This is a genomic window from Alteromonas sp. 5NW40-0090, from assembly GCF_057552975.1.
This window is the reverse complement of the sequence record NZ_BAAJLT010000012.1, coordinates 126,391-150,684: the sequence shown is the minus strand read 5'-3', so window position 1 is coordinate 150,684 and position 24,294 is coordinate 126,391. Positions and strand designations below refer to the sequence as shown.

Annotated in this window: 19 protein-coding genes; 10 read left to right on the top strand and 9 right to left on the bottom strand. The window is 45.3% G+C overall.

Annotation, left to right across the window (positions count from 1 at the left end):
• Window positions 1-36 precede the first annotated feature (36 nt).
• Both thrC and ung read left to right on the top strand, forming a co-directional pair.
• Entirely contained in the window at window positions 37-1,320 is a 1,284-nt protein-coding gene (thrC, locus tag AC27KT_RS15625; RefSeq protein ID WP_487131474.1) for a threonine synthase, read from the top strand.
• Window positions 1,320-1,991, top strand: a complete 672-nt coding sequence (ung, locus tag AC27KT_RS15620) for a uracil-DNA glycosylase (RefSeq protein WP_487131472.1) — start codon at window positions 1,320-1,322, stop codon at window positions 1,989-1,991. Before thrC ends, ung begins: the two co-directional genes overlap by 1 nt.
• A 255-nt stretch (window positions 1,992-2,246) precedes the next feature.
• Here the strand turns inward: ung and AC27KT_RS15615 are convergent, their stop codons facing one another.
• From AC27KT_RS15615 to tal, 3 genes are all read right to left on the bottom strand, one after another.
• A complete protein-coding gene (locus tag AC27KT_RS15615) occupies window positions 2,247-2,423 on the bottom strand; it encodes a DUF3545 family protein (RefSeq protein WP_012519516.1) in 177 nt (58 codons plus the stop codon).
• A 362-nt stretch (window positions 2,424-2,785) separates the two neighbouring features.
• Window positions 2,786-4,435, bottom strand: a complete 1,650-nt coding sequence (pgi, locus tag AC27KT_RS15610) for a glucose-6-phosphate isomerase (RefSeq protein WP_487131470.1) — start codon at window positions 4,433-4,435, stop codon at window positions 2,786-2,788.
• 14 nt (window positions 4,436-4,449) lie between these two features.
• Complete coding sequence (gene tal / locus AC27KT_RS15605) at window positions 4,450-5,409, bottom strand: transaldolase (protein WP_487131468.1); 960 nt, start codon at window positions 5,407-5,409, stop codon at window positions 4,450-4,452.
• 643 nt (window positions 5,410-6,052) lie between these two features.
• Here tal and yaaA point away from each other — a divergent pair.
• Together yaaA and AC27KT_RS15595 are read left to right on the top strand one after the other, a co-directional pair.
• On the top strand, window positions 6,053-6,829 hold the full coding sequence (gene yaaA / locus AC27KT_RS15600) for a peroxide stress protein YaaA (RefSeq protein WP_487131466.1): 777 nt from the start codon (window positions 6,053-6,055) through the stop codon (window positions 6,827-6,829).
• 44 nt (window positions 6,830-6,873) lie between these two features.
• Window positions 6,874-7,218, top strand: coding sequence for an RNA recognition motif domain-containing protein (locus AC27KT_RS15595; RefSeq protein ID WP_487131464.1), 345 nt, complete (start codon window positions 6,874-6,876; stop codon window positions 7,216-7,218).
• 178 nt (window positions 7,219-7,396) lie between these two features.
• On the opposite strand, the gene AC27KT_RS15590 is transcribed toward AC27KT_RS15595, so the two are convergent.
• The 4 genes from AC27KT_RS15590 to AC27KT_RS15575 all read right to left on the bottom strand — a co-directional run bounded on the left by AC27KT_RS15590 (window position 7,397) and on the right by AC27KT_RS15575 (window position 16,611).
• Window positions 7,397-8,695, bottom strand: coding sequence for a glycoside hydrolase family 2 TIM barrel-domain containing protein (locus AC27KT_RS15590; RefSeq protein WP_487131462.1), 1,299 nt, complete (start codon window positions 8,693-8,695; stop codon window positions 7,397-7,399).
• A gap of 156 nt (window positions 8,696-8,851) precedes the next feature.
• Window positions 8,852-11,599, bottom strand: coding sequence for a TonB-dependent receptor (locus AC27KT_RS15585; protein ID WP_487131460.1), 2,748 nt, complete (start codon window positions 11,597-11,599; stop codon window positions 8,852-8,854).
• Window positions 11,600-11,610: 11 nt separating this feature from the next.
• On the bottom strand, window positions 11,611-14,976 hold the full coding sequence (locus AC27KT_RS15580; protein ID WP_487131458.1) for a family 16 glycosylhydrolase: 3,366 nt from the start codon (window positions 14,974-14,976) through the stop codon (window positions 11,611-11,613).
• Between the two features lie 375 nt (window positions 14,977-15,351).
• Window positions 15,352-16,611, bottom strand: coding sequence for an MFS transporter (locus tag AC27KT_RS15575; protein ID WP_487131456.1), 1,260 nt, complete (start codon window positions 16,609-16,611; stop codon window positions 15,352-15,354).
• A 630-nt stretch (window positions 16,612-17,241) separates the two neighbouring features.
• On the opposite strand from AC27KT_RS15575, the gene AC27KT_RS15570 reads away from it, so the two are divergent.
• From AC27KT_RS15570 to AC27KT_RS15560, 3 genes are read left to right on the top strand one after another with little or no spacing between them, the layout of a single operon-like run.
• The gene (locus AC27KT_RS15570; protein WP_487131454.1) at window positions 17,242-17,769 is read left to right on the top strand and encodes a helix-turn-helix domain-containing protein; all 528 of its coding nucleotides are present in this window, start codon (window positions 17,242-17,244) and stop codon (window positions 17,767-17,769) included.
• The gene (locus AC27KT_RS15565; RefSeq protein ID WP_487131452.1) at window positions 17,766-18,488 is read left to right on the top strand and encodes an AzlC family ABC transporter permease; all 723 of its coding nucleotides are present in this window, start codon (window positions 17,766-17,768) and stop codon (window positions 18,486-18,488) included. The genes AC27KT_RS15570 and AC27KT_RS15565 overlap by 4 nt, the downstream gene beginning before the upstream one ends.
• Window positions 18,478-18,831, top strand: coding sequence for an AzlD domain-containing protein (locus AC27KT_RS15560; protein WP_487131450.1), 354 nt, complete (start codon window positions 18,478-18,480; stop codon window positions 18,829-18,831). Before AC27KT_RS15565 ends, AC27KT_RS15560 begins: the two co-directional genes overlap by 11 nt.
• Before the next feature lie 28 nt (window positions 18,832-18,859).
• Here AC27KT_RS15560 and msrA read toward each other — a convergent pair whose 3' ends face one another.
• Window positions 18,860-19,471: a peptide-methionine (S)-S-oxide reductase MsrA gene (msrA, locus tag AC27KT_RS15555; protein ID WP_487131555.1), complete on the bottom strand. Its 612-nt coding sequence runs from the start codon at window positions 19,469-19,471 to the stop codon at window positions 18,860-18,862.
• A 428-nt stretch (window positions 19,472-19,899) separates the two neighbouring features.
• Between msrA and AC27KT_RS15550 the strand changes: the two genes are divergently transcribed.
• The gene (locus AC27KT_RS15550) at window positions 19,900-20,334 is read left to right on the top strand and encodes an OsmC family protein (RefSeq protein ID WP_487131448.1); all 435 of its coding nucleotides are present in this window, start codon (window positions 19,900-19,902) and stop codon (window positions 20,332-20,334) included.
• 171 nt (window positions 20,335-20,505) lie between these two features.
• Here AC27KT_RS15550 and sodC read toward each other — a convergent pair whose 3' ends face one another.
• Entirely contained in the window at window positions 20,506-21,051 is a 546-nt protein-coding gene (gene sodC, locus AC27KT_RS15545; protein WP_487131446.1) for a superoxide dismutase [Cu-Zn] SodC, read from the bottom strand.
• Between the two features lie 419 nt (window positions 21,052-21,470).
• Here sodC and AC27KT_RS15540 point away from each other — a divergent pair, with 419 nt between their 5' ends.
• Together AC27KT_RS15540 and AC27KT_RS15535 are read left to right on the top strand one after the other, a co-directional pair.
• Window positions 21,471-22,112: a glutathione S-transferase family protein gene (locus AC27KT_RS15540; protein ID WP_487131444.1), complete on the top strand. Its 642-nt coding sequence runs from the start codon at window positions 21,471-21,473 to the stop codon at window positions 22,110-22,112.
• A gap of 234 nt (window positions 22,113-22,346) precedes the next feature.
• Window positions 22,347-24,191, top strand: a complete 1,845-nt coding sequence (locus tag AC27KT_RS15535; RefSeq protein ID WP_487131442.1) for a DUF885 domain-containing protein — start codon at window positions 22,347-22,349, stop codon at window positions 24,189-24,191.
• Window positions 24,192-24,294 lie beyond the last annotated feature (103 nt).

Genomic DNA, 24,294 nt, shown 5'->3' with positions numbered 1-24,294 from the left:
GGCAAAGTACTTGCCCACATAAAAAGGTAACAGCAAGTGGAATTGGTAAATTTAAAAGATTCATCGGACACAGCAAATTTTGCTGAAGCCGTTAAGCGGGGCTTAGGTAAAAACCAAGGGCTTTATTTTCCAGAGCATATTCCTACCCTAGACAATATTGACGAATTATTGGAAAAGCCTTTTGTCGAGCGCAGTGTTGAAGTACTTCGCGCGCTCATTGGCGATGAGCTGAATAATGGCGAGCTAGAAGAAATTGTTCAAACGGCTTTTGCTTTTGGCGCACCAGTCGAGCAAGTTAATGATAACGTTTACTGCCTAGAGCTTTTCCACGGCCCAACGCTGGCGTTTAAAGATTTCGGCGGCCGCTTTATGGCGCAAACCCTGTCGCGTATTAGTGAAGGGAAGCCAGTAACTATTTTAACTGCGACCTCAGGTGATACGGGTGCCGCGGTTGCTCACGCGTTCCACGGTATTGATAACATCAACGTGGTTATTTTGTTTCCAAAGGGCAAAATCAGCGCGCTACAGGAAAAGCTATTTACTACGCTAGGCGGAAACATTCACACTGTTGCAGTAGAGTCTGACTTTGACGCATGCCAATCGTTAGTGAAAACCGCGTTTGACGATCCTGATGTGCGTGAAGGTCTTCACTTAAACTCCGCAAACTCAATCAACATCAGCCGTTTATTGGCGCAGGTTTGCTATTACTTTGAAGCGGTAAGTCAGCTGCCTAAAGAGAAGCGTGACCAGCTCGTTATTTCAGTACCAAGCGGCAACTTTGGTAACCTTACGGCTGGCATGATTGCTAAATCGCTAGGCTTGCCAATTAAGCGTTTTATCGCGGCAACTAACCTAAACGATACCGTACCTCGCTACCTTAAAACCGGCGAGTGGGATCCTAAAGCGACCGTTGCAACTATGTCTAATGCAATGGATGTTAGCCAACCAAATAACTGGCCGCGTATTGAGGCGCTTATTGAGCGTGGTTACATAGACAAAGCGTGTCTTAAAGGTGAGATGGTTGACGAAGAATATACACAGCTTGCTATGCGTCAATTAGCTCAACAAGGCTACACCAGCGAGCCACATGCCGCGATTGCCTATCGCGCAGTAAGTCACGACTTAGAAGACGGCGAAATTGGTTTGTTCTTGGGAACAGCGCACCCGGCTAAGTTCAGAGAGACCGTTGAAAACGTGTTAGGTAACCCTATCAGCTTACCAAAAGCGTTGGCCGATGTAGCAGGCGAAGATAGCTTAGCGGTAGACTTGCCAGCGTCTTACGATGCACTTAAGCAGCATATGATGGATCTGCTTAAGTAATGACAACAGCGGTTCCAACATGGCAAAGCGCGCTTAGTGATGAAAAGCAAAAAGACTATTTTGTTACGTTGCTTGAGCGCGTGAAGCACGCTCGTGAAGCGGGAAGCGTTATCTACCCGCCTCAGCCTGTTGTATTTAATGCGCTGAAATACACGCCGCTAGACGAAGTTAAAGTCGTGATCTTAGGTCAAGATCCGTACCACGGTCCTAATCAAGCCCATGGACTTTGTTTTTCAGTAAAAGCCGGCGTTAAAACGCCTCCATCGCTTAAAAACATGTATAAGGAGCTGTTGTCTGACATTGATGGTTTCACCGAGCCAAATCACGGCACACTGACATCATGGGCGGAGCAAGGAGTATTATTACTTAATACCGTATTGACGGTTGAGCAGGGCAAAGCGCATAGCCATGCGAAATGGGGATGGGAAACTTTCACTGATAAGATTATCGATGTGGTCAATGAGCACTGCCACAATGTCGTGTTTCTTTTGTGGGGAAGCCACGCGCAAAAGAAAGGTAAGCACATAGACCGTGAAAAACACCACGTTTTACATGCGCCTCATCCGTCACCACTCTCAGCACACAGAGGTTTTTTAGGTTGCAAACACTTCAGCCAAACAAACGAATACCTTATTGCTAAGGGCAAAGAACCTATAAATTGGCAGATATAGTACTGGCAGAAATAGCAGCTAGCCACACAGCAAGTGTGGTTGCCTTAGTCAGTGCCCTATCAATAGCTCATTAGATAAATGCCTAAATAGCTATAAGACCATGTTATACGGTCTGACCGCACTTTGGCACAAAGCATATTCCTTAGCTATTACGCTATTACATAGAGCCCGCGAAGAGACACCATGCTTGCAAGTGAAGCATTTACAGCACGCTAGAAAGTAAAAAGGCCGCCTGTTTAACAGGCGGCCTTCGTTTTATCTTTCCAGTGTTTCTAGCTCGTACTCGAAACCACAGTCGAGTTCAGCCAGTTCTTTTTCTAATTTGTAGCGATCTTGTAGCGCTTCGATTTCTCTCCACTTACGTTTTTTGCTTTTGGTTTTTGCTGGGCTTGCTTCGATGTCTAACATGGCAAATAGATCTGATTTATCCACTGGGATCTCCTTTTTATACCACTACAACTAATACAGAGTTTTTGTTTTTAATTCCCTCTGTACAATTTTGTATCACAGCCGCCACTAAAATAAAATAGTTTAATTTACCTTTTATTAACAAATTGTGACGATATGATGACAAGGGTAAGGAAATGTCCAGTGTGTTTAAAGCGTGAACAATAACTGTATGTAATTGATCCTATTTGTTTTATTAGTAATCAATTGTACAGTGCTACGGATATCAAAAGTGTCTGTCGTATAGTCGATGAAAACCGCAACAAAAAACGGCTAGCTTCCGAAAAAGCTAGCCGTTCAGTTTGTTATTTGCACCAAGTGGGTGATTTTAAATCACCTCGCCTTCCTTATTTTGGTGCATTCGCTGCTCTGAATTTGGCAATCAATTGTTGTGTTGAAGCGTCGAAATTATCTTTGTCTGCCTCGCCTTGAATGCCTGCAAGTACTTGGTTTCCTAGTACTTTACCTAACTCTACGCCCCATTGGTCGAATGAGTTAAGGTTCCAGATAACACCCTGAACGAATACCTTATGTTCATACATTGCAACCAGCGCGCCAAGTGTTTTAGGCGTAAGGCTATCAAACAAGAAAGTATTGCTAGGCTTGTTGCCAGACATGGTTTTATGAGCGGCCAAGCGTTTGCGTTCAGCGTCGTCTAGGCCTTTACCGTCAAGGTCTGCATAACACTCTTCAAAGGTTTTACCCTGCATTAGTGCCTGTGTTTGACCAAAGCAGTTAGACGCAAGCATGGCATGATGTGTGTCGTCCTGATTAGGCACGTTAAGGGGCAGCATGAAGTCTGCCGGGATAACGCCAGAACCTTGGTGAATAAGCTGGTGGAAGCTATGCTGGCCGTTTGTACCTTCACTACCCCAAATAATTGGGCCAGTAGGGTAGTTTACGTTCTCACCTTCTTGCGTCACTTCTTTACCATTACTTTCCATATCTAACTGCTGCACGTAAGCAGGTAAGCCGCGAAGATAGTGGTAATAAGGCAGTAGAACATGCGACTGTGCATCGAAAAAGTTTCTGTACCATACGCCTAACAACGCAAGCAATACAGGCATGTTTTCTTCAAGTGGTGCAGTGGTGAAATGGGTGTCCATCTCAAACGCACCGTCAAGCAAGCCTTTGAAGTTATCAAATCCAAGGGCTAGCGAGATAGGTAAGCCGATAGCTGACCACAGTGAGTAACGACCGCCTACCCAATCCCACATAGGGAAAATATTGTCGGCGCTAATACCAAACTCGGTAGCCGCTTTAACGTTTGAAGACACGGCTACAAAATGTTTAGCGATATCTTCTTGTGTACCGCCAGATTTTAAGAACCAGTCTTTAGCCGTAAGTGTATTTTGAAGCGTCTCTTGGGTAGAGAATGACTTTGATGACATGACCACCAAAGTTTCTTCAAAATCAATGCTAGATAGCACATCGTGAATGTGGCAACCGTCAACGTTAGCAACAAAGTGAACTTTTACGGCATCAACCGTATGCGGCTTAAGTGCCTCGGTCATAATCTTAGGACCAAGGAACGAACCACCAATACCAATCGCTACAATGTGCTTGATAGGCTTGCCGGTATAACCTTTGTGTTCACCGCTGTGAACCGATGCCGTAAACGCTTCAATTTTGGCAAGCGTAGCATGCACTTCAGGCATTACGTCTTCGCCATCTACCAGTACTTTACGGTCTGAGAAATTACGAAGTGCGGTGTGAAGCACAGCGCGACCTTCTGTTGAGTTAATTTGCTCACCAGAAAATATCGCGTCGCGAAGGGGTTCTAGTTTGCACGCTCGGGCAAGGTCGAAAAGCCCTTTAAGCGCGTCATCATTTACACGGTTTTTCGAGTAATCAAGAAAAATGCCGCAGGCTTCAAGCTGCATCTTGTCCGCGCGATTTGTATCTTGTGCAAACCAGTCGCGCATGTGCGCATCTTTTACCGTTGCAGCAATTTCAGACAGTTTTTTCCATTCAGGAAGAGAAGTTAAAACACTCATTGTTTCAATAGCCCTTATGCGCTTAGTTTTTCGCGAAGCATAGTTTCAAGTTTTTCCTGATCTGCGGCGAAGTTTCGGATGCCTTCAGAAAGCTTTTCGGTTGCCATTGCATCTTCGTTCATGGCCCAGCGGAATTCGCTTTCTGTTAAGCGGTCACTTGGTGTTTTTGTCGCGCCATTGTCTTTAAGTTTAACCTCTAACTCGCCAGGCTCGTTTGCCAGTTCTTCTAGCAGGGCTGGGCTAATGGTTAGACGATCACACCCTGCCAACGCTTGAATTTCACCAATGTTGCGGAAGCTTGCGCCCATTACAACCGTGTTGTAGCCGTGCTCTTTGTAGTAGTTATAAATTTTAGTTACAGATACTACACCTGGATCTTCATCTGGCGCGTATGACTCAGTACCGGTCGCTTTTTTGTACCAGTCTAAAATGCGCCCTACGAATGGAGAGATAAGATAAACACCGGCCTCTGCACAAGCTTGTGCTTGGGCGAAGCTAAATAGAAGCGTTAAGTTACACTGAATGCCTTTTTTCTCCAGTTCCTCTGCTGCCTGGATACCTTCCCAAGTAGAAGCAATTTTAATAAGAATGCGTGACTTATCGATACCCGCGTCTTCGTATAGCTGAACCAAACGTTCCGCTTTTTCGATAGTGGCGGCAGTGTCGAATGATAGGCGTGCGTCTACTTCAGTCGAGATTCGGCCTGGAATCGTTGCAGAGATTTCTTTACCAATCGCTACCGCTAGTTTGTCTGCTGCATCGGTAAGCTGCTGGTCGGCGTCGTTTGACTGAAGTTTTGCCCATGCTACAGCATCATCAATTAGGCTTGCATATTGAGGAAGACCAGCCGCTTTTAAAAGTAGCGACGGGTTAGTTGTGGCATCGACTGGTTGATACTTTTTAATGGCATCGATGTCGCCCGTGTCGGCAACAACGGTAGTGATATCACGTAATGAAGCTAACTGATTGCTCATAATTCTCTCTGTTCTTTATCAAAATAAATTTGGACAACTCGCTGGAAAAGCCAGTTGAATAAAACGGTTCGCTTGCGCGTGTGTAGGGTTTCGCGCTTGCGTTCTTTTTACCAGACCTTAATTTTTTAAAAACAGTACTGGTACATGCAGCGCTATGGTAATTGAGGTACGTTCACAGAGGGAGTATCTCAATTATTGTTTGAATAATTATTTGTAACGCTATTTATATCAAACCCGTGTGACAATTCATACATACAATAGCGACAAAATGGCTAATCGGATTTCTCTGTTAAGCCAATTTACGTCTTTCTTATGCCATTTTGCTTTTTGAAGCGTATCAGGTGGTACAATAAAGAGAAATACCATTCCGCATAGATCATTACCCACTCAGCGAGAGTTAAAATGTTCGTAATCGCGGCGTGTTACCGCAGGTATAGTGGTTCTACATCAAGGTGGCACAACAAAGAGTACGGGCATTTTAAACTCGCCCTTCGGGAAGGTCTGGCAAGCTTCCTAGCTTCATTCTGGGAATTTGAAAGGGAACAGCCATTCCTGCATTCCCACGCTTCGCTAGGAAACTTGCCAGCGCCTTCTGAGTGGGCAATTATCTATGCGGATTGGTATAAAAAATTAAGGAGTCGAAATGTTAGTTGTAGTATCCCCAGCAAAAAACCTAGATTTTGAAAGCGAAGTTCCTGTGAGTAAGTTTACTCAGCCTGCCATGCTTGAAGACACTGAACGTTTGATGGAAGTTTGCCGCACCCTATCGCCCGCTGACTTATCATCGCTGATGAAGATAAGTGATAAGTTAGCAACATTGAACGCCAACCGTTTTGCTGAGTTTTCTACGCCGTTTACTCCTGATAATGCACGCCAAGCGATGTATGCGTTTAATGGCGACGTTTACACTGGATTAGATGCCTATTCGCTTGATAGCGAAACAGTAGAATATGCGCAGAAACATCTTCGAATTCTGTCTGGACTATATGGATTACTTCGTCCACTAGATTTAATGCAGGCCTATCGCTTAGAAATGGGCACTAAATTAGCAAATCCAGAAGGCAAAGACTTGTATGCGTTTTGGGGTGATCGCATTACTTATGTGCTAAATAAAGCATTAGAAGCACAGGATGACAACGTGCTGATCAACCTCGCTTCAAATGAGTACTTTAAATCAGTGAAGAAAAAGTCTTTAGATGGCATGATTATTACGCCAACGTTTAAAGACTTCAAGAATGGTCAGTACAAAATTATCAGTTTCTTTGCGAAGAAAGCCCGTGGTCTAATGGCGCGTTATATTCTTGAAAACCGTGTTGAAGACGTAGAAGGTCTGAAAAACTTCGACGTAGATGGGTATGTGTTTAGCGAAGAACAAAGTTCATCAACGGAACTTGTGTTTCTGCGTAACCAAGAAAGTTAATAACACCCATTCATCCATAATCACCTAAAAAGTAGGACATAAACTTGAGCATATTAGTTCGCAATTTACCTAAAACATTTACTCAGGAAAATCTTGAAGACTTGTTTTTCGAGTTTGGCACCATAGCATCTTGTGACTTGGTGATGGATGAGGCTTCTGGCTTATCTAAAGGCTTTGGTTTCGTAGAAATGAGCACGCAAGATGAAACCGACAATGCCATTAAAGCGCTGAATGCAAAGGTTATTGACGGGAAAAAAATTCGCGTTAAATGGTCAAATCAAGAGAAGAAGCAGGCGGCTGCGGAAGATTTTGCTCCTGCAGCACCTAGAGATATACCCGAAAATGTGTGGGGAAATGCTGCTAGCACCAATGATGAGCATGAAAGCTAGTCAGAATAATTGCTAGAAGGCTGATGGTTATTGTTACGATTAATCGTTGCTATGTTGTCAAATCTTGTAGGGCAAAAGACGCCTGTTTAGCGAGACAGAGAGAGTAATATAAACGTTGTTTAATTGTAGAGCCAGCGCGTAGTTACCCTATAGATGTAAAAACGCGCTCGCGCTTTTTCTATTTCACAAAAAAGGGAAAGTTCGCATGTGCCGCATTACCTTTTCCATCATAAACAAAAGCATACAACCGATAAGCCCCAGGCGATTCTGGCGCTTTCAATATTATTTTCTGTGCTTCAGGGTTCTTTATCAGCCCTAATACTTCCTCTGGCACTACTTCACGGTCGCCACCCACTTCTGTCGCTGTGGATTCTTTTCTCACTTCCCATCTAAATTGCAAGGGATCGCCATCGGGATCCACCGCGTTGAGCGTTGCCTCATAACTGTCGCCGGAAAAGAGAAAAACATTATCAAACGCTACTTTATCATCTAAACCAATGGGACTTACCCTAGGTGTACGATTTTCAGGCCATTTTCCTTTCCAGATATAGTGCATCACATCTATAGCTTCGGTGCGCTCTCCTGAGTCGAGAAACATTCCGTACCACGTGCTTGTGCGTTCCTGCTTTTGCCCCCAAAGAAAAACATAGTTGCCAATGAGTTTTTTCTTTTCCGGCTCAATTGCCTTTACGAAGCTTTTCGCGTAGTTGCTGGCCTTTTCAGAACTGGTAGTTTCAACTGGGGCGCCCCATTTAGTTTCATATACTTCCCAGTGACCCACTGCGCCCCATTCAGTGATCATGTAAGGACCTTCATAGCCATACTTTTCAATATATTTAGGAAGATTGACCACGTCAGCATAAAGCTGAAAACTAACGAAATCGAGGGACGGAGCACGGCGCATAATTGCGTCCATGGCTTTTTTGTCAAACCCGGCAATGGTGGTTGTGGTTGGATGATGCGGGTCAATTGACTTAATCAACTCTGCAGCCTCATTAACCGCGTCGTACACTTTTGGGTTAGTAAAATCAAAATTCAGCTCATTTCCAATAAACCAAGTTAGTAGGGCAGGATGGTCTTTGTGAGCCAGCACGCTGGCTTTTACCTTCTCAAGCTGTATAGCGACAGCTTGTTCATCATTATAATCGAAGCCATGTCGTTCACGAGCGAAGTCAATGCCTAAGGAGACGGTCATTCCAAGCTCATGGGCTTTATCTAATAAAGCTTGGGCAGGCATTGCTCCACCGTCTATCGACCAGGTTCGGACTGAATTGGCTCCGTGCGCAGCCAAAGTGGCAAGATCGGCACCGTCTACGCCGGCACCCTTAACTAAATACGGCTTACCATCGCGTAACAAGCTATAGCTCCCGTCAGGGAGCTTACTCACTTCTACGTGCACTGGCTTCGCGGCTATTTCGCCACCTGATAACATAGTGAATATAAATAGCAGACTTCCAATGATGGGGAAACGTTGCACATTGTTCTCCTTTAATCATATTTGCGTCGAAAATACAGCAGAGTGGCTACGTTTAAGAATAACAAAAAATAACGCGCATACTCCTTTCGGTTTATATGCGCGTTGGTTTTGCTTAATTTAAAACTAAGCGATTTTCGCTGCTGTTCAACACTTACATTAGTAGGTGTACCTTACGCGCACGCCAAACGTTCTTGGGCGTGTAAAAAAGCGTGTGTTGTCAAACTGGGTAATAATTGTTGCAGCGGTACGCACTTCATCAAAAAGGTTGTTCGCAAAAGCTTCTACACGAAGTGCACCATCGCCATGGGTATAGCCCATACCCGCATCCACTGTCCAATACGCATCGACAGAATCGTCCAGTCGGCGACGAGGGTTATCAGGGTTTTGATAATCAATGCTGTTGAATATGGTCAAGAATTGAGAGTCGCGCCACCCTGTTGATATAACATAATCGAGGGTGCCGCTGCCTATATCAAAAATTTGACTTAATGAAGCGTTAAGCTGGAAGCGCGGTGTGCGAGGCAGACGATTACCGTCAATAGACTGGAATACGGCTTCGTCTGGCGCTACGTCGGCTTGAAAACGAGAATCCTGTATTTCTTGGCTATTCTCAATCTCCGCTTCTAGCCAAAGTGCAGTCCAATTAAAGTTAATGTCGTAAGGTAGCTCAAACTTACCGTCGAACTGCATACCATAAATTGCTGAGTCTGCAGCGTTAAAACTAAACGACACTACCAGAGCTCCTGGCGTTGCATCAAGTGGGTCAACAGGTGCGCCAGAGTTGAACTCAAGGGCTTGTTCAACCGATAGCAGGTTGGTAAACACTTGGTCGCGATAATCATTATAAAACGCCGAGAAATTAAAGGTGGTAGGAATATCACCAAGATCGAACTCATTCTTCGAGCCAACCTCGAACAATGTAACGCTTTCTTCTTGATAGGTTGGAGCCAATGTTAACCCAGTTGTCGGATCGCTAAATGTATCGTTAAATCCACCTGATTTGTGACCTGTAGCAATCAAACCATACAACAATTGATCGTTGTTTAAGTCATGTTCAAGTCTGATACGCCAGTCCACAAACTCATTGTCTATACGACCATCCTGCACGGTTATTGAATTGTTTGGCGAGATAGGTACTGCGAAGGAGTGAGTACCATCTTCATTACAGATAAGTCCATCGGTGACATCACTGTCTGAACAGGCAGGGCGGTTTTCTGCGCCGCCTTGGGTAACGCCATTAGCAAAGATATCGTCAAGGGTGTCTCTGTCACCAAACTGAGCGATACCGTCAAAGTAGAAGGCTAAGAATTCGTCATCAGAGACGTTACCATCTCCATTTTGATCTGGATCGTAAATAGAGCGCCCAAACCCAGCGAACTGGAAGCCCTCGGTGCCTACTCTGGCACCCATACAGCAACCAAACGGATTACCGGTGTTAACATCAAAGCCACCGAGCGCAAAAGCGTAGCGCGCATTCACACCTTGTCGCGTCTTAGTATCTTTGGTGTAACGCAAGCCTAACGTTAGGCGTGTATCCGCACTGAACTCGTAGGTGGCGTCACCATATATCGAGAATGAATCGGTATCGGTGTTTGGCTGATTAAATTCAGCACCCTGAAAAAAGCCGCCGCGATCCCCCGCTGATGCTAGGAACGTTTGTTGACGTTCGTCAAACAAAAAGATGCCAGCAGTGTAGGTGAGTCGGCTTGCATCGTCGTCAGACAATACACGTAGCTCGTGGATGATTGACTCAGAATCAGTTAAAAACTGGAAACGAGAGAAATCGTCAAGTGCTTGATCTAACGGGGCGAGGGCATCGAAAACGCCAGGGAAGTCCGGTGATAATGGCGTTGCGGCTTGATAGTCGTAAATTAGGTCGCGATAGCTTCCATTATATTCCAGCTTAACTTTACCTAAGTCATAGGTGACCTCAAGCTTGAAGCCATCGTGAATAGTATCTTGGATGGGAGAAAAACCGCGGCCCACTACGTCACGAGGGTCTTCAATGGTGTCAGGGTCTATGCCAAGACCAAGTGGCAAGGCGTAGTTTGTGCCGGTGTAACCCGTGCCTTGCTCTCTAGCAAAGTCGTAAGACATGTAAATGCTTAAGTCGTCATTAGGTTCGTAAAGCGCTTGAAGCCTTAAGCCTAGATTATCAGCGGCTTCCGCTAGTTCAAGATTCAGTGGGCCAACATCATTGTAATACGAGTCGTGGTCGGTTTTGATACCGGCAACGCGAAAGGCCAACACGTCATTTACGGGAATGTTTAATGCGCCGGTTACCGTTCGATGGTTGTAATTACCGAACTCAACTTCGGCACTGCCATTCCACTGACCAATAGCTGGGCGCCAAGGGATGATATTGACAGAGCCAGCGGTCGCATTTCTTCCGCGCAGTGTACCTTGAGGACCAACGTTTACCTCAACGCGAGATATATCGAAAAACGCTGAACCGATACCAGAGGGGCGTGGTATGTACACGCCGTCTAAATGCGTCGCCGCAGCCGGGTCACCGAGCTCTGTGTTATTAGAGCTTCCTATCCCTCGAATCCATACTTCAACGTTACCCTGATTGTTACCGATTTCTAAACCGGGAATAGACTCAGAAATATCGGTAATATCCTGGATACCTTGCGCTTTTAGGTCTTCGCCAGAAAAAGCAAATGCCGTTCCTGCCAAATCTTGAATGTCTTGTGACCGACGTTCTACAGTTACCACAATGCGCTCTAAGTCGGCTTTCTTTTCTTCCTCAGTTTTCTCTGAATCTTGAGCAAGCGTTGATGCGCTACCAAAAACGATGGAAGAGGCCAAAATGCAGCGTCCAAATGCTCTTATCAGGTTTTCTGCGAAGACCGATGTTGTATTTATTGGCATGTCATTAAAATCTCGATTAAAAAATTTCATTTTCGACCTCCCTATTCCACGATGGAGAAGTTAACGTTGTCGTAGAAGACACCGCTAGGGTTATAGTCAGTAGCTGAATTAGAGAAACCAAATTGCAGGATTTGACCGTCTAGACTTTCGTCTAGTGTCGCCTCCACAGTGTAGCGCGCCCACTCAGTGTTACTTACCTCGCTTACATCAACTCTCACATCCACACTCGAAGCAAAACCGTTGTTAGGGTCGAGTACTCTAATGTAGGCATAGGCTGTCGTCGGTGGGGCAATCCCTCCTTCAAACGGTGCTTTAGCGTCAAATGAGAATACGTAGGTACCGGCGTCAGACGCGCTGAACACGGTCTCCTGGAAACTCGCTGCTTCAATCACCAAGCTATTAGCGTGGTCACCGTTATTGTAATCACTGAATACGTTTAAGTACTGAGTACCTTGCGCTTCACCGGCTTCGCCAGAGGCATAGCTTGTGAATCCGCCTGTATTATTGGGGGAGGGGAATGGACCGTAACTATAGGCGAAGTTACCGTCAGCAAATACCGCTGCAAAGCTCAGCCATCCGTCACCAATTTCCCCTGCGCCGGCGTTACCAGATTCGAAATCTGTTTCGTAGAACACACCAGGTAGTGCCTTATCAAAGTCAACGTTATCAACAATGATGGCTGAAGGCGCAAAGTTGGTTGTCCTAGAGGTGAAACCAAACTCTAGTAATTGGCCTGCCATGGCGTCAGTAATGTCAAAGTTGACGCTATAAGTTTGCCAGGCGCTACCTGATATTGCCGACAGGTCAATTTCTACCCTTGCGGTGGTTGAAAATCCATTGCTGGGATCTAACGTCTGTACATAGGCGGTGGCTATTGTAGGGTCAGCAATTGCGCCTTCGCTTGGTGTCCTTGCATCAAAGCTAAAGGTGTAAGTACCGGCGTCTTCCGCAACCAAATTAAATTGTTGGAACGTTGCCGCTTCTATAAATAAGCCATTACCATGATCGGCATTGTTATAATCATTAAACAATACCAGCTGTTGTGTGCCCTGCGCAGCATCGCCTTGTCCCACGGCAATATTAGCAAAGCTATTAGAGTTGAGAGGGGTACCAAATGGTGCACCATAGTTGTAAACAAAGCTTCCGTCAGCAGTAAAAGCTGTACCAAAACTCATCCAGTTATTACCTAATGCAGTGGCTTGAGGGTCAACGCCTTCAAAATCCGCATAAAAACTTAGCGGTAGCACTTCTTCTTCCACGATATCGGTAAACGGCTCCCAACGAACGTTATCGATAGTGAACGAAGTGGTGGCATTAACATCCGTAACTGAAAGCACCAAACCTGCACTGACTGTCGTGGTGTTAAGTCCAGCGTTGATAAGTTGATTAAGAGGAATTTCAATTTCCTGCCACTCACCATCAGCAGGTCGGCCCAAGTCTTGTGGTCCACTTGTGCACGGGAACACACAGTCTATTTGCATCGTAATAGTGTTTGTGTCGCTACCAAAGTCTGAGACAAACAAGTCAAACACCACTGCGCCGTTATTGTAGCCTGCTAAGTTCTGAGGGTCTGTTGCGATAAACCATACGCCGTTTTCTCCATCGCCATTGAAGGTGATATCGATAACTTGGTCTCGTAATGCATCGTCGCTGGTGACAATTTCCCATTCTATTTTATTAACACCATCGGGGTTGCTACCATCGGTGTAGGTTTCAAAACCAGAACCGCTATCAACTGCGCCGATACCGAAGGTCCAGAAAGGGTCAACCTCATCTATAAATACGTTTTGCGGTACGGTAGTAATTCGAACAATACCACACGGCTCAGATTGTGGAGTTCCGCATACGAGTCGTATATTGTCGAACCGCATTTTCGCAGCGCCGCCTACTGGTTCAAGTACAATGAGGTTTACGACTTCCTCAACATTCATTGGACCGCCGCCAAAGGCACCAATATTGCTCTGGATAACGTCACTTAGTGCTAGCGATACTGATGTCCATTCATCAGTAGGAAGGTTAGCAAGCGGCACTTGAGTAAATCCAATATTTGGAAAGCCGCTGTCAACGCCCACTTGCAGCGCGGTCGCTTGTGTGTCGGCACCGTCGATGTACACGTCAAATTTTAATTCGCCGCCATAAAACTCGTTGTTGTCGGCTCTACCCATTCCAAACAATTCGAAGGTATTGCCTTCTGGGTCGTTTATTTGGATATTTCCACCGCCACTGGTCGTGACCTCGATTACCGTACCTCTCGTCGTGTCATTTGACTCGACTTCAGCAACCGTTAGCGCACCGTCATTGTCGAAAACACCGATGCCCAAAGGTCTTTCGCTGTTAGTGCCGCTAAATAACACGCCCGGCGCGTCGTCATACAGAGGGAAAGTATTTACGACTACATCTTGTGGGGCCGGCGTACCGTCGCCTCCTTGGGTGATAACAAACGGGTCTACCTCATCAATACTATTTTCGCATCCAAGACCATCGCCTACAGGTGGTAGAGGGCATTGATAAACACGGATATAGTCAACCAAAAGTTGCCCAGGAAATACGTCTGCGTCATTGGGATTAGGGACACCTGCAGGATTGCCTCCAACGGCCAAATTAACAATAAGGTGTTGGTCTTCATTAAAAGGCGCATCGTCCTCACCAGAAAGAAAACCCTCCATCTGGTCTTTGAAGTAGTAATTCCAATAGGTATCTCTGCTGATAGTGAAATAGTGATCACCGTCTACAAACCAACGAATGCGCTGTGAGTCCCACTCAACCGCGTATTGGTGAAAACCGTCAGTAGGGTCGATATCGTAGGTTTTAGACTCGCTTACATTCAGTGGAAATCGCTGACCAAAGTGAGCTGTCCCTACGACAAATGGCGTAGCCTGACCAAAGCTTTCCATGACGTCTATCTCACCACGCGCTGCCCACTCTCCAAATGGCGAAGGATCGCTGCCGAGGGTCCAAAAAGCGGCCCAAAGTCCAACACCCTCGGGAACTTTAATACTCGCCTCTATTCGACCATAAGTAAAATCGAACAAGCTCTGAGTTCGCATGCGACCGGAAGTGTAGGCAAAATTAGGATCTGGAGAGTCACCAACACGTGCTTCAATGACTAAAGTTCCATCCTCTACAGTGATATTGTCGGCAGTGTAGTATTGTAGTTCGTTGTTACCCCACCCTGGCGGTAATCCTACTGATGTGCCGTCTCCGACTTGAATTTCCCACTTGCTCGTATCTACAGCGGAGCCGTCGAATTCATCAGCCCAAACAAGCTCGAAATTTGCTGAGGTAGGAGGAGGTGGGTTTTCAAGCTGGCCGCCTATAGCTTCGTCATCATTTTGACAGCCGCTCAAAAGCATGGAAGCGCTTACAATTAACGCTAAACTTAAAATATCGAGAGTTGGTCTGCTCATGTATTTTTCTCTTATTGACAGGACTGATGGTGAATACTCTTGTGCACGTTTATCGCTTTATGTTTGGTTTTTCTGAGCGTTATGTGAGCACCCAACGTTTATATATAGTCAAAAAAAACCAAATTAAAAGAAAAATAATCGTTAATTTAATGTTAATTTTAATGTTGGTGAGGATAAAGTGTTGGACACAGTTGTGTTCGCTTTTGCTCTTTTAAGATATTTAAGAGAAAGTTCTGCAGACGAAGATGTAGATCTTTTGGACGTTTTAAGCGGAAAAAAATATGGTTTCAAAAGCCATTAACGAATGACAGAGATATATTGAATAATCTGATTAAGGCGTGCTGGCAAACGGATATGCCAGCACTAATCAGCTGTTTAACGGGATACTGCCTCTTTCTGTACTTTGGAATTGCGCGCCAACATCACTATTGTCAGCCAAACAATTACACCGCACAAGGCCAAAGCAACACCTACCCAGCCGGTTGAAGAATAGCCATAACCCGCGGATAATGCCATACCAGCAAGCCAAGGTCCCAGCGCATTTGCCGTGTTAAAAGCCGCATGGTTCATGGCGCCGGCCAAAGTCTGTGCCTCGCCAGCAACGTCCATTAGCCTTGTTTGCAGCGGCACCACCATGCCACCACCGATACCAATGAAAAACAGTGATGCTGCCATTAAGTACGGATTCCCCATCGACGCGGCGTAAGCTGCAGCAGATAAGCCCAGTAAAACCTGAAACGTAATCGCTGAGGTCAGTAGCCTGCCTTCAGAATAGCGGCCTGCAATAATATTGCCCAAGGTTACGCCTATGCCATAGATTAGCAATGTAGCCGAGATGCCCCACTCTGGTGAAGAGGTTGTATTAAGGTAAGAGGCACTGAAGTAAGAATACACGGAGAACATGCCACCAAAGCCGATAGCGCCCATGAGTAATACCAGCAGCACGTCTTTGTTTTTTAGCGCTTTAAGCTCGGTTAGCGGTTTGGCATCTGGATTAGGGCCGCGGTACGGTGCGGTTTTCCAGACCATCAATGCAGTAACTAACGCAAAGGCTGAAATAATAAAGAAGCCAGTTCGCCATCCGAACATTTGCCCAATACCGCTAATTGACGGCACACCAATAATATTGGCAATAGCCAAGCCTAAAATGACGTTACTGACTGCTTGCGCCCGCTTGTTTTTACCGGCAATGTCTGCAGCAAAGAGCATGGCAATGCCGAAGTACGCGCCATGAGGAAGTCCAGCAATAAAGCGCGCTATATTCATTGCCCATTCTGACCATGCTAATGCGGTTAGCAGGTTGCCACCGGCATAAAATACCATCATTGAAATAAGCATGGTGCGTCTTGCAAGCCTGGAAAAAAAGATAGTGATAAGCGGCGCGCCCACTACAACACCAATGGCATAAGCACTAATCGCGTGACCGGCGACATTTTCAGTAATGCCAAAATCTTCTGCAAAGTAAGGTAATAAACCCATTGCCGCAAATTCGCTGCAACCAATCACAAAGGTTCCGAAAGCGAGCCAAAAGGTTATAGTGGCCAGTGAGTATTCACCCAATGCTGAGGCCTGCTCTGAAGAGGCCTGCTTTGAAGAGGCTTGGTCAGAAAGAATCTTGTCAGTATGATTCGTCATAAACATCCTTTTGTTCATTGAGTTCAATCAATCACTTGCTTAGTGGCTGTTTTAGCGAGGGTCTGTGAGCTTTGCTGAGCATGTTTACAGTGTCTGTGTGTCGTCAAAGATCAAAAGACACTCAGCAAACTAGCGCTTTGATGAAATACAAAAACCGGCTCAACGGAATGTTTCCCGGTTCTCTTCGAATAGTCGCCGTTATTATCGATAATATTTAGCAACCATCGATAATGTTTAGCAATGATCAACAGCCCAAAGGTTCGTGCTTTTCGTATTCGTTTAATGCAAGAGATCGTAGCATCGCTCAGACAGCAAGTAACGGTAACTGATAAGGTTTCTTAATCAATTCAGCGATTTAAATGTAGTGCTTTTGTTAATAAATTACGCCGGACCGTATTGCGTAGAAAGTTGAATGGGCGTTTAAAAAAGCGAAGGTGACTGTTTTCTGTGCACAAATATTGGTTACCTTTTAGTTCATCACTTTGCCACCTTTTAACATTTGTGATGTATTCGAGTCGTGGCTTGAGTACAACGCCGTATCTATGCCTGCATTGAAAACAAACTTCTTGACTTCGAGGTGTTCTATATATAGAACGTTCTTTAAATGGAACAAAATCAAGATGGTAAGGTGTGAATCAATCAACGCTCAACATCCTCGGTAGGCATTTGCAGAAACTCAGGCAAGACAAAGGTGTCTCGCTGTCGCAATTGGCAGCAGGGGCAGGTATCGCTAAATCTAACCTTTCAAGACTAGAGCAGGGCAATGGCAACCCGACGCTAGACACCATTTGGCGGTTAGCTAAACAACTGAACGTTCCGTTCGGTCAGCTAGTTCAGCCTCTTAGCGCAAGCGTTGGAGAAAAGGGGATAGAAGTTCGTTTAATTGAGCAAGGGCAAGGTATGCCGAACGTTGATGCCTATTGGATGTCGGTTGCACCCAATACCTTTCGAGAGGCAGAAGCTCACGCCACAGGAACAGAAGAAACGATTACCGTTGTTAGCGGCTCTCTAGAAGCTGGGAATAGTGGAAATACTCAATGGCTGCATCCGGGACAAAGTTTAGCATTTAACGCTGATTTGCCTCACGTATACAAAACGCGAGACGAGTGGGCGACATGTCTTATCACAATCGTTTATCACAAAGAGGCAAAGGAATGAGCCAACTTTCACCAAAAAACGGACTTAAGCAAGGAATTATTGACGGGCTACCTTTGCTGGGTGGCTACATTCCGGTAGCTATTTCATTTGGCGTGATCGCAGTTCAAGCCGGTTTTTCTACGCTGGAAGCCACGCTAATTTCCATATTCATTTACGCAGGCGCGTCGCAGTTTCTTTTGGTCGCCATGGTCGCATCAGGTGCGCCACTTTGGCTAGCGGTTTGTATGACGTTATTAGTTAATGTACGTCATGTGGTTTATGCGCCCAACTTGGTGCCTTATTTACCGCAAAGTAAGGCTTGGCCCTATTTAATGCATGGCCTTACTGACCAGATTTTTGCGCTAGCCCATACTCGCTTGCCGCTAATGGACGATGCTAAAAAGGTAGATTGGTTTAAAGGTGTATCGATGGTGGCGTGGCTTAGCTGGATCGTAGGGACGGCGCTTGGCGGTATCGCAGGAGACTCCCTTACCCAACAATGGCCAATATTAGACAGCGTGATGCCCTTTGCCTTACCTGCACTTTTCCTTGTGCTACTCGCGCCTAAATTCTCAAGTAAACTGTGGAGCGTTACCTTGCTCGTTACAATGACGGCGGCTCTCTTTTTGGCTCTCAGCGCCTTTAAAAACGCTGCAATTCCAGTGGCAGCACTAAGCGGTGCGATAACCTTTTATCTTCTCACCTCGCACGTTGAAAGGAAGCAATCTCATGCACGTTGATATCTGGATTGCTATTGTTGTTGCGGCCATCGGAACATATGCATTGCGCGTAGGCCCGTTGCTGTGGACTCAGCGTCATTTTAGTAAACATAAGGCCAATAACACAGAGGCGCGTTTACCTACGTGGCTAAGCGTGTTAGGGCCGTTGATGATTGCCGCCATGCTAGGAGCGTCACTTATTCCAAAAGCACCGTCAGCGGCGAGTTGGATTGCAACCGCAATAGGCACTGTTGTCACTGTGCTTGTCTGGCGCAAATACAAAAGTTTGGGGCTGCCAGTATTTTGTGGCGTGCTTTCTTTCGGTATAGCTTTTGGTATAGCTCGTGGTATAGCTTTGGTTTAGCGCCGGGCGTAGATGTTAAGTTGCTGGGCTAAGACTTATTCTTACCCAAGGCTTTCTCGCCCCAAATTTCTTCCAATCGCTGGTCACGCCCACAGTTCCATCGGTAGAACTTATAGCGAACGGGACTTTTTTTATAAAAATCTTGATGGCCAATTTCGTCGCCTTTTATCGGGTAAAAGGTAGAAGCATCGAGTATGGGCGTTACCACCTTTTTATTGGGAAACCGGGCTACCACGTCAGCTTTTGTTTTTTCTGCTATCGCACGTTCTTTATCGTTTGCCACAAAGATGGCGCTTAAGTAACTAGGTCCCTTATCACAAAACTGACCTCGGTCATCGAAAGGGTCAATGTTGACCCAAAAATGATCGAGAATATCATTATAAGAAAGCATATCGCCGTCGTAGGTGATCTTTACCGCCTCAAAGTGTCCCTTGTGGTTGCCATTATAAGTCGGATTTGGCGCGCTTCCGCCAGTGAACCCCGACACCACATCAGTAACCCCTTCTAGTTTTTCAAAATCAGACTCCATGCACCAAAAGCAGCCCCCAGCTAATATAGCCTCGTCGGCACTTGCTGATGGCGTAAAAATCGAAGCGCTCAACGCTGTGCTAATCACTACTGCAGAGAGTGTTAACTTCATCATTCACCTTTCATGTGTTGGTTTAACGTTGTAGCGACCTTCACGTTTAAGTCTTCAGGTCCTAGTTTGCGAAGATATACGGTTAACGAATAAAGAACGGTTTAAGCTGAAATTAATTTCATCGCAGTGCAGCGAGTTAATTCGATTTTGTTTTACAAGCGTACATTTTTTACAAACGTACATTGCGAAGCTTGATGCTTGGCGCGAAAGCTTAGGTACTGAAAAGACTAGGAGGATGTAAGTAAAATTTTCATCTCACTCTGTAGTCTTCTTTCAAAAAGGGAACTGTCTTTGATTTCACCATTTACAAGACGGGGCTGTAAAGCCGCTATGACAAGGGGTAGAGCGATTTCTTATGATCGGCAGAGCACTTGCATCTTATTCAAGTACATGAAAATAAGTTTAGTTAAAATGAAAGGAAAGATGATATGTCGATAGTCAAATCAGGAAGTGCAGCATATAAACCTTTAGGTAAAAAAGGGAAGGGCAGTATTTCTACACAAACCGGTGCTTTATCAAACCAGCCTTATGGTTTTAACACGCGGTTTGAAGATGGAAAGGGAACCAACCCCGAAGAATTAATTGGTGCGGCGCATGCGAGTTGTTTCACCATGGCACTTTCTTTTGCACTTTCAGACGCGGGATATGATGATGGCGAGTTAAATACCACTGCAAAAATCAGTTTAGAGAAAAACGATGACGGCTTTGAAATTACTCAATCGGCACTAAGCTTAGATGCTGAGGTTGAAGGGATTACCGAAGATGAGTTTGAGAAAATTGCACAGGAGGCAAAAGAAAATTGCCCAGTATCTCAACTTCTTAATGCCAACATCACATTGGAATACCGATTGAATATCGAATAAGGGATAAAGGGTATTACTATCCTTATCGAAGATAGGACTCGCTTTGTTAGACACTCGCTTTGTTAGACAAGACCAGGCAAGTTGTTTTTATCAAGTGAAGTATAAAAAAGCGGCTTTTGAAGCCGCTTTTTTACATAAGATATTGATCGTATAACATGAGGTGGCGTTAGTTTATTTCCCAATTACGCCACATGCTACGCGGTCGCCACCACCACCTAACTTTTTAGGTGAATCAGAGTAATTGTCGCCACCTGCGTGAATCATTAAGGCGCGGCCTTCAATATCATCTAACTCAAGCTCTGGTGCAAAGATAGGCTGGGTAGCGTTTCCATTTTCATCAACATAAAGCACGGGTAGATCGCCCTCGTGACCCTTTTCAGACCAGGGAGCACGGTGTTTACCGGTATCTTCTGGATCGAAATGGCCGCCCGCTGCACCGCCCAAGACTTTTTTTCCATCTTTCATCACTGGTGAACAATCACCATTTTGGTGGACATGAAAGCCATGAATGCCCGGGGTTAATCCTGAAAGATTTGGCGTAAATACTACACCGTCATCGTCGTAGCTGCTCACCATTACCGAGCCCATGCTCATCCCTGTTTCCAGGTTATTCATTATCACTTCCTTTCCATCGATTTCATGATGGCCTGCGAAACTGCTCGCACTTAACATTAATGTTAGTGAGCCTGCTAAGGTTGATAATAAACGTTTCTTCATCGTGTTCTCCTTCACTCAATTATTAACTAATTTGTTAAAAGCATTGAAGTTAGATGAGCATAAAGTGAACCAGTGTGGCTCATAACTCAGGGATACTACGCAAGACAAGGAATACTAAGGCGTTAAAGCGACAACCGAGTTGTGTGTTAGCGCACAGCTACTGGCATTTACGGAAATCATTATATTGGTTACGTGAAAAAGTTACCGACCATTACATTACCTTTTTGGCTTTTCCTTATTAATTTCACTCTCTTTGAAGGTAGCCTCTTCATATAGCCTTTGGATATGCAGCCTCTCTATAGGTAGGCGGTACTGTCATACAGAAGTTACAGTGTTAAAACTCAGTAACAATATGGCAGTAGCACTTTTTTCCTATTCGACTTACAGTTAGCTCATATTACATAAGCAAGGGCATAGGCATGTATACACTTTATGGTTACCCGAAAACCCGCTCGGTGCGCGTGGCATGGGCATTGGAAGAGCTAGGTTTACCTTTTGACTTCAATTTAGTTGACTTAAAACAAGGGCAACACCTGTCAGAAGAATACAAAGCCATTAGTCCAGCATCGAAAATTCCAGCGCTATCGACACCGGAAGGTACCTTGACCGAGTCAGCTGCTATCGTCACTTTTTTAGCTGAACGTCACGGAATGCATGAATTTATCCCAGAGCCTGGTAGCTTCGAGCGAGCCAAATATGAAGAAATGATGTTGTTTCTTACCAATGAGTTAGAGCAACCGATTTGGAATTTGGCAAAGCACACCTTTGCATTACCTAAAGAGCAAAGACTTGAACAAATGCGTGATGTAGCGGTGTGGGAGTTTAAGCGCGTGTTGCCCGTATTTTCTTCTATGCTGGGCGAGAAAGAATTTGTATGCGGCACCATGTTTACCATGGCCGACATAATAGCAGGTCATATTTTGGCGTGGGCAAAAGGCAGCAAACTAGATATCACGCTAAACGGTAAAACAGACAATGTAGCCGCGTACGCGCAGCGTGTGTTAGGCCGTGATGCGTACGAGAGGGCGTGGCGAAAAGAGATGGCTCATTTGCCTGAATAAATAGTGCAGCCCGAAAAACCTTACATGGATAGATACCGTGTGAACCTGTGACTTATTAAGTAAACGCTGAATTGTATTGTATCGGCGGTATGCCTGATATCTGGCGTCAGGTACGCATTATTAGGTTTAAATGCGCTTATCACGGGATATATAGAATCAAGAAAACACATAACGACAGCGCTTTTTTCGCAAAATATAAGCAAAAACAGCGACAAAATAACAAGGGAACAAAAAATGAAAGCATTTAAAACACTACTTGTAAGTAGTGCTGTAACCATGGCATTGGGCCTTAGCTCAGCTGTGGCACATGAACACAATCACGCAAATACGCAGAATTCATCAAAAAGTACTTCAGCGTCAAAAGAAGCGTCTGAGCACGAAAAACTTTTTGCGTTATTTGCAGCCGCTGACCAGCGTGATATTGAGCTAAACCCAATCATGGCCATTTTTCGCGGCGACATGCGTTACGCCGACAGAATGGGCGACTTCTTGACAGACTCTCACGCTTTAGCGGGAAAAACAGCGACATTGCTGAATTTGTCAGAGCTCAAACACATTGACCGCAGTAAGTTAAGCGACACCGATAAACTCGCCTACGACGTATTTAAATACAACGAAGAGCGCTCGCTAAAAATGTCTACCGACGAGGTTGAAGCGCTAACGGAAGTGCGTCCTATCAATCACTTCAGTGGGTTCCACACCTTCTACCCGACCTTCGCGAGCGGAAAGGGCGCAGCGCCATTTAAAACAGTAGAAGATTACGAAAATAACTTATCTCGCCATAAGGATTACATTGCTATTTCTGACCGCGCTATCGGAAAGTTCCGCGAGGGCATGGAAAGCGGTGTTCTTGAAACTAAGCTGACAATCGATCGCGTGATCAAGCAGTTCGATACTCAGCTGGCTATCCCAATTAAAGAGTCACAGTTTTGGGGGCCAATTACTATGTTCCCAGAAAGTTTCTCTGACGAAGAAAAAGCCCGTTTAACCGCTGACTACGAAAAAGCGACGCAAGAGATATACGATGCAACCACGCGTATACGCGACTTCCTTCGCGATGAGTATTTGCCTGTTGCCCGCGAGAGCATTGGCCTTAGCGATATGAAAGGTGGTGCAAAGCTTTATCAATTGATGGTGGAAGGTTCAACGACACTGCCAATGACGCCTGATGAATTGCATAACCTTGGTTTAAAAGAAGTTAAGCGTATTAAAAATGATATGCTTGAAATTAAGGACGAAGTGAAGTTTGAAGGGACATTAAACGAATTCTTCGACTATGTACGTACCGATCCTAAGTTCAAGCCCGAAAGCCGCGAAGCGCTCACACAGAGCTATTACGATATTGGCCGTGAAGTTGATGAGAAAATTGATCAGTACTTTTCACTATTGCCGAAGTCTGAGTTAGAAATAAAACCCTACGATCCTGCTATCGAGCAATTCAGTGCGGGTGGCTCATATCAGCCGGGCACGCCAGACGGCTCTCGTCCAGGTACTTTCTACTTTAATGCCTACGATTTGCCTAGCCGCTTAACCACCGGCAACGTTACCTTGTACCTACACGAAGGCGCTCCAGGTCACCATTTCCAAGTGAGTCTAGCGCAAGAAAATGAAGCGCTACCTTCATTCATGCGCTTTAGCTTCCTACCAGCCTTTGGTGAAGGTTGGGCGCTGTATTCTGAAACACTAGGGTATGAAATGGGGTTCTTTGACGATCCATGGAATCGTTATGGCACGCTTCAAGATGAACAGCTGCGCGCCATGCGTTTAGTGGTAGACACAGGTATTCACGCGAAAGGTTGGACCCGCGAGCAAGCCATTGACTTTATGCTTGATAACTCAGGTATGACCCGCACAGAAGTTGTGGCCGAGGTAGAGCGTTATATTGCGATCCCGTCGCAAGCGCTATCTTACAAAGTGGGCGCGCTTAAAATTCAAGAATTGCGCGCGCGCGCAGAGAAGGCATTAGGTGATGATTTCGATATCCGTGAGTTCCACGCACAAGTGTTAAACACGGGCGGCATTCCACTTGCTATTCTTGAGCAGAAAATTGATCGCTGGATAGCTAGTCAAAAAAGTTAGGAATAATACCTTTATTTAAACTTTTTACAGCGCAATCAGCGTTAAGTTAAGAACAGTAAAAAGCCGATATTCAACGTAAAGCCAGTAATATTCAGGATTACTG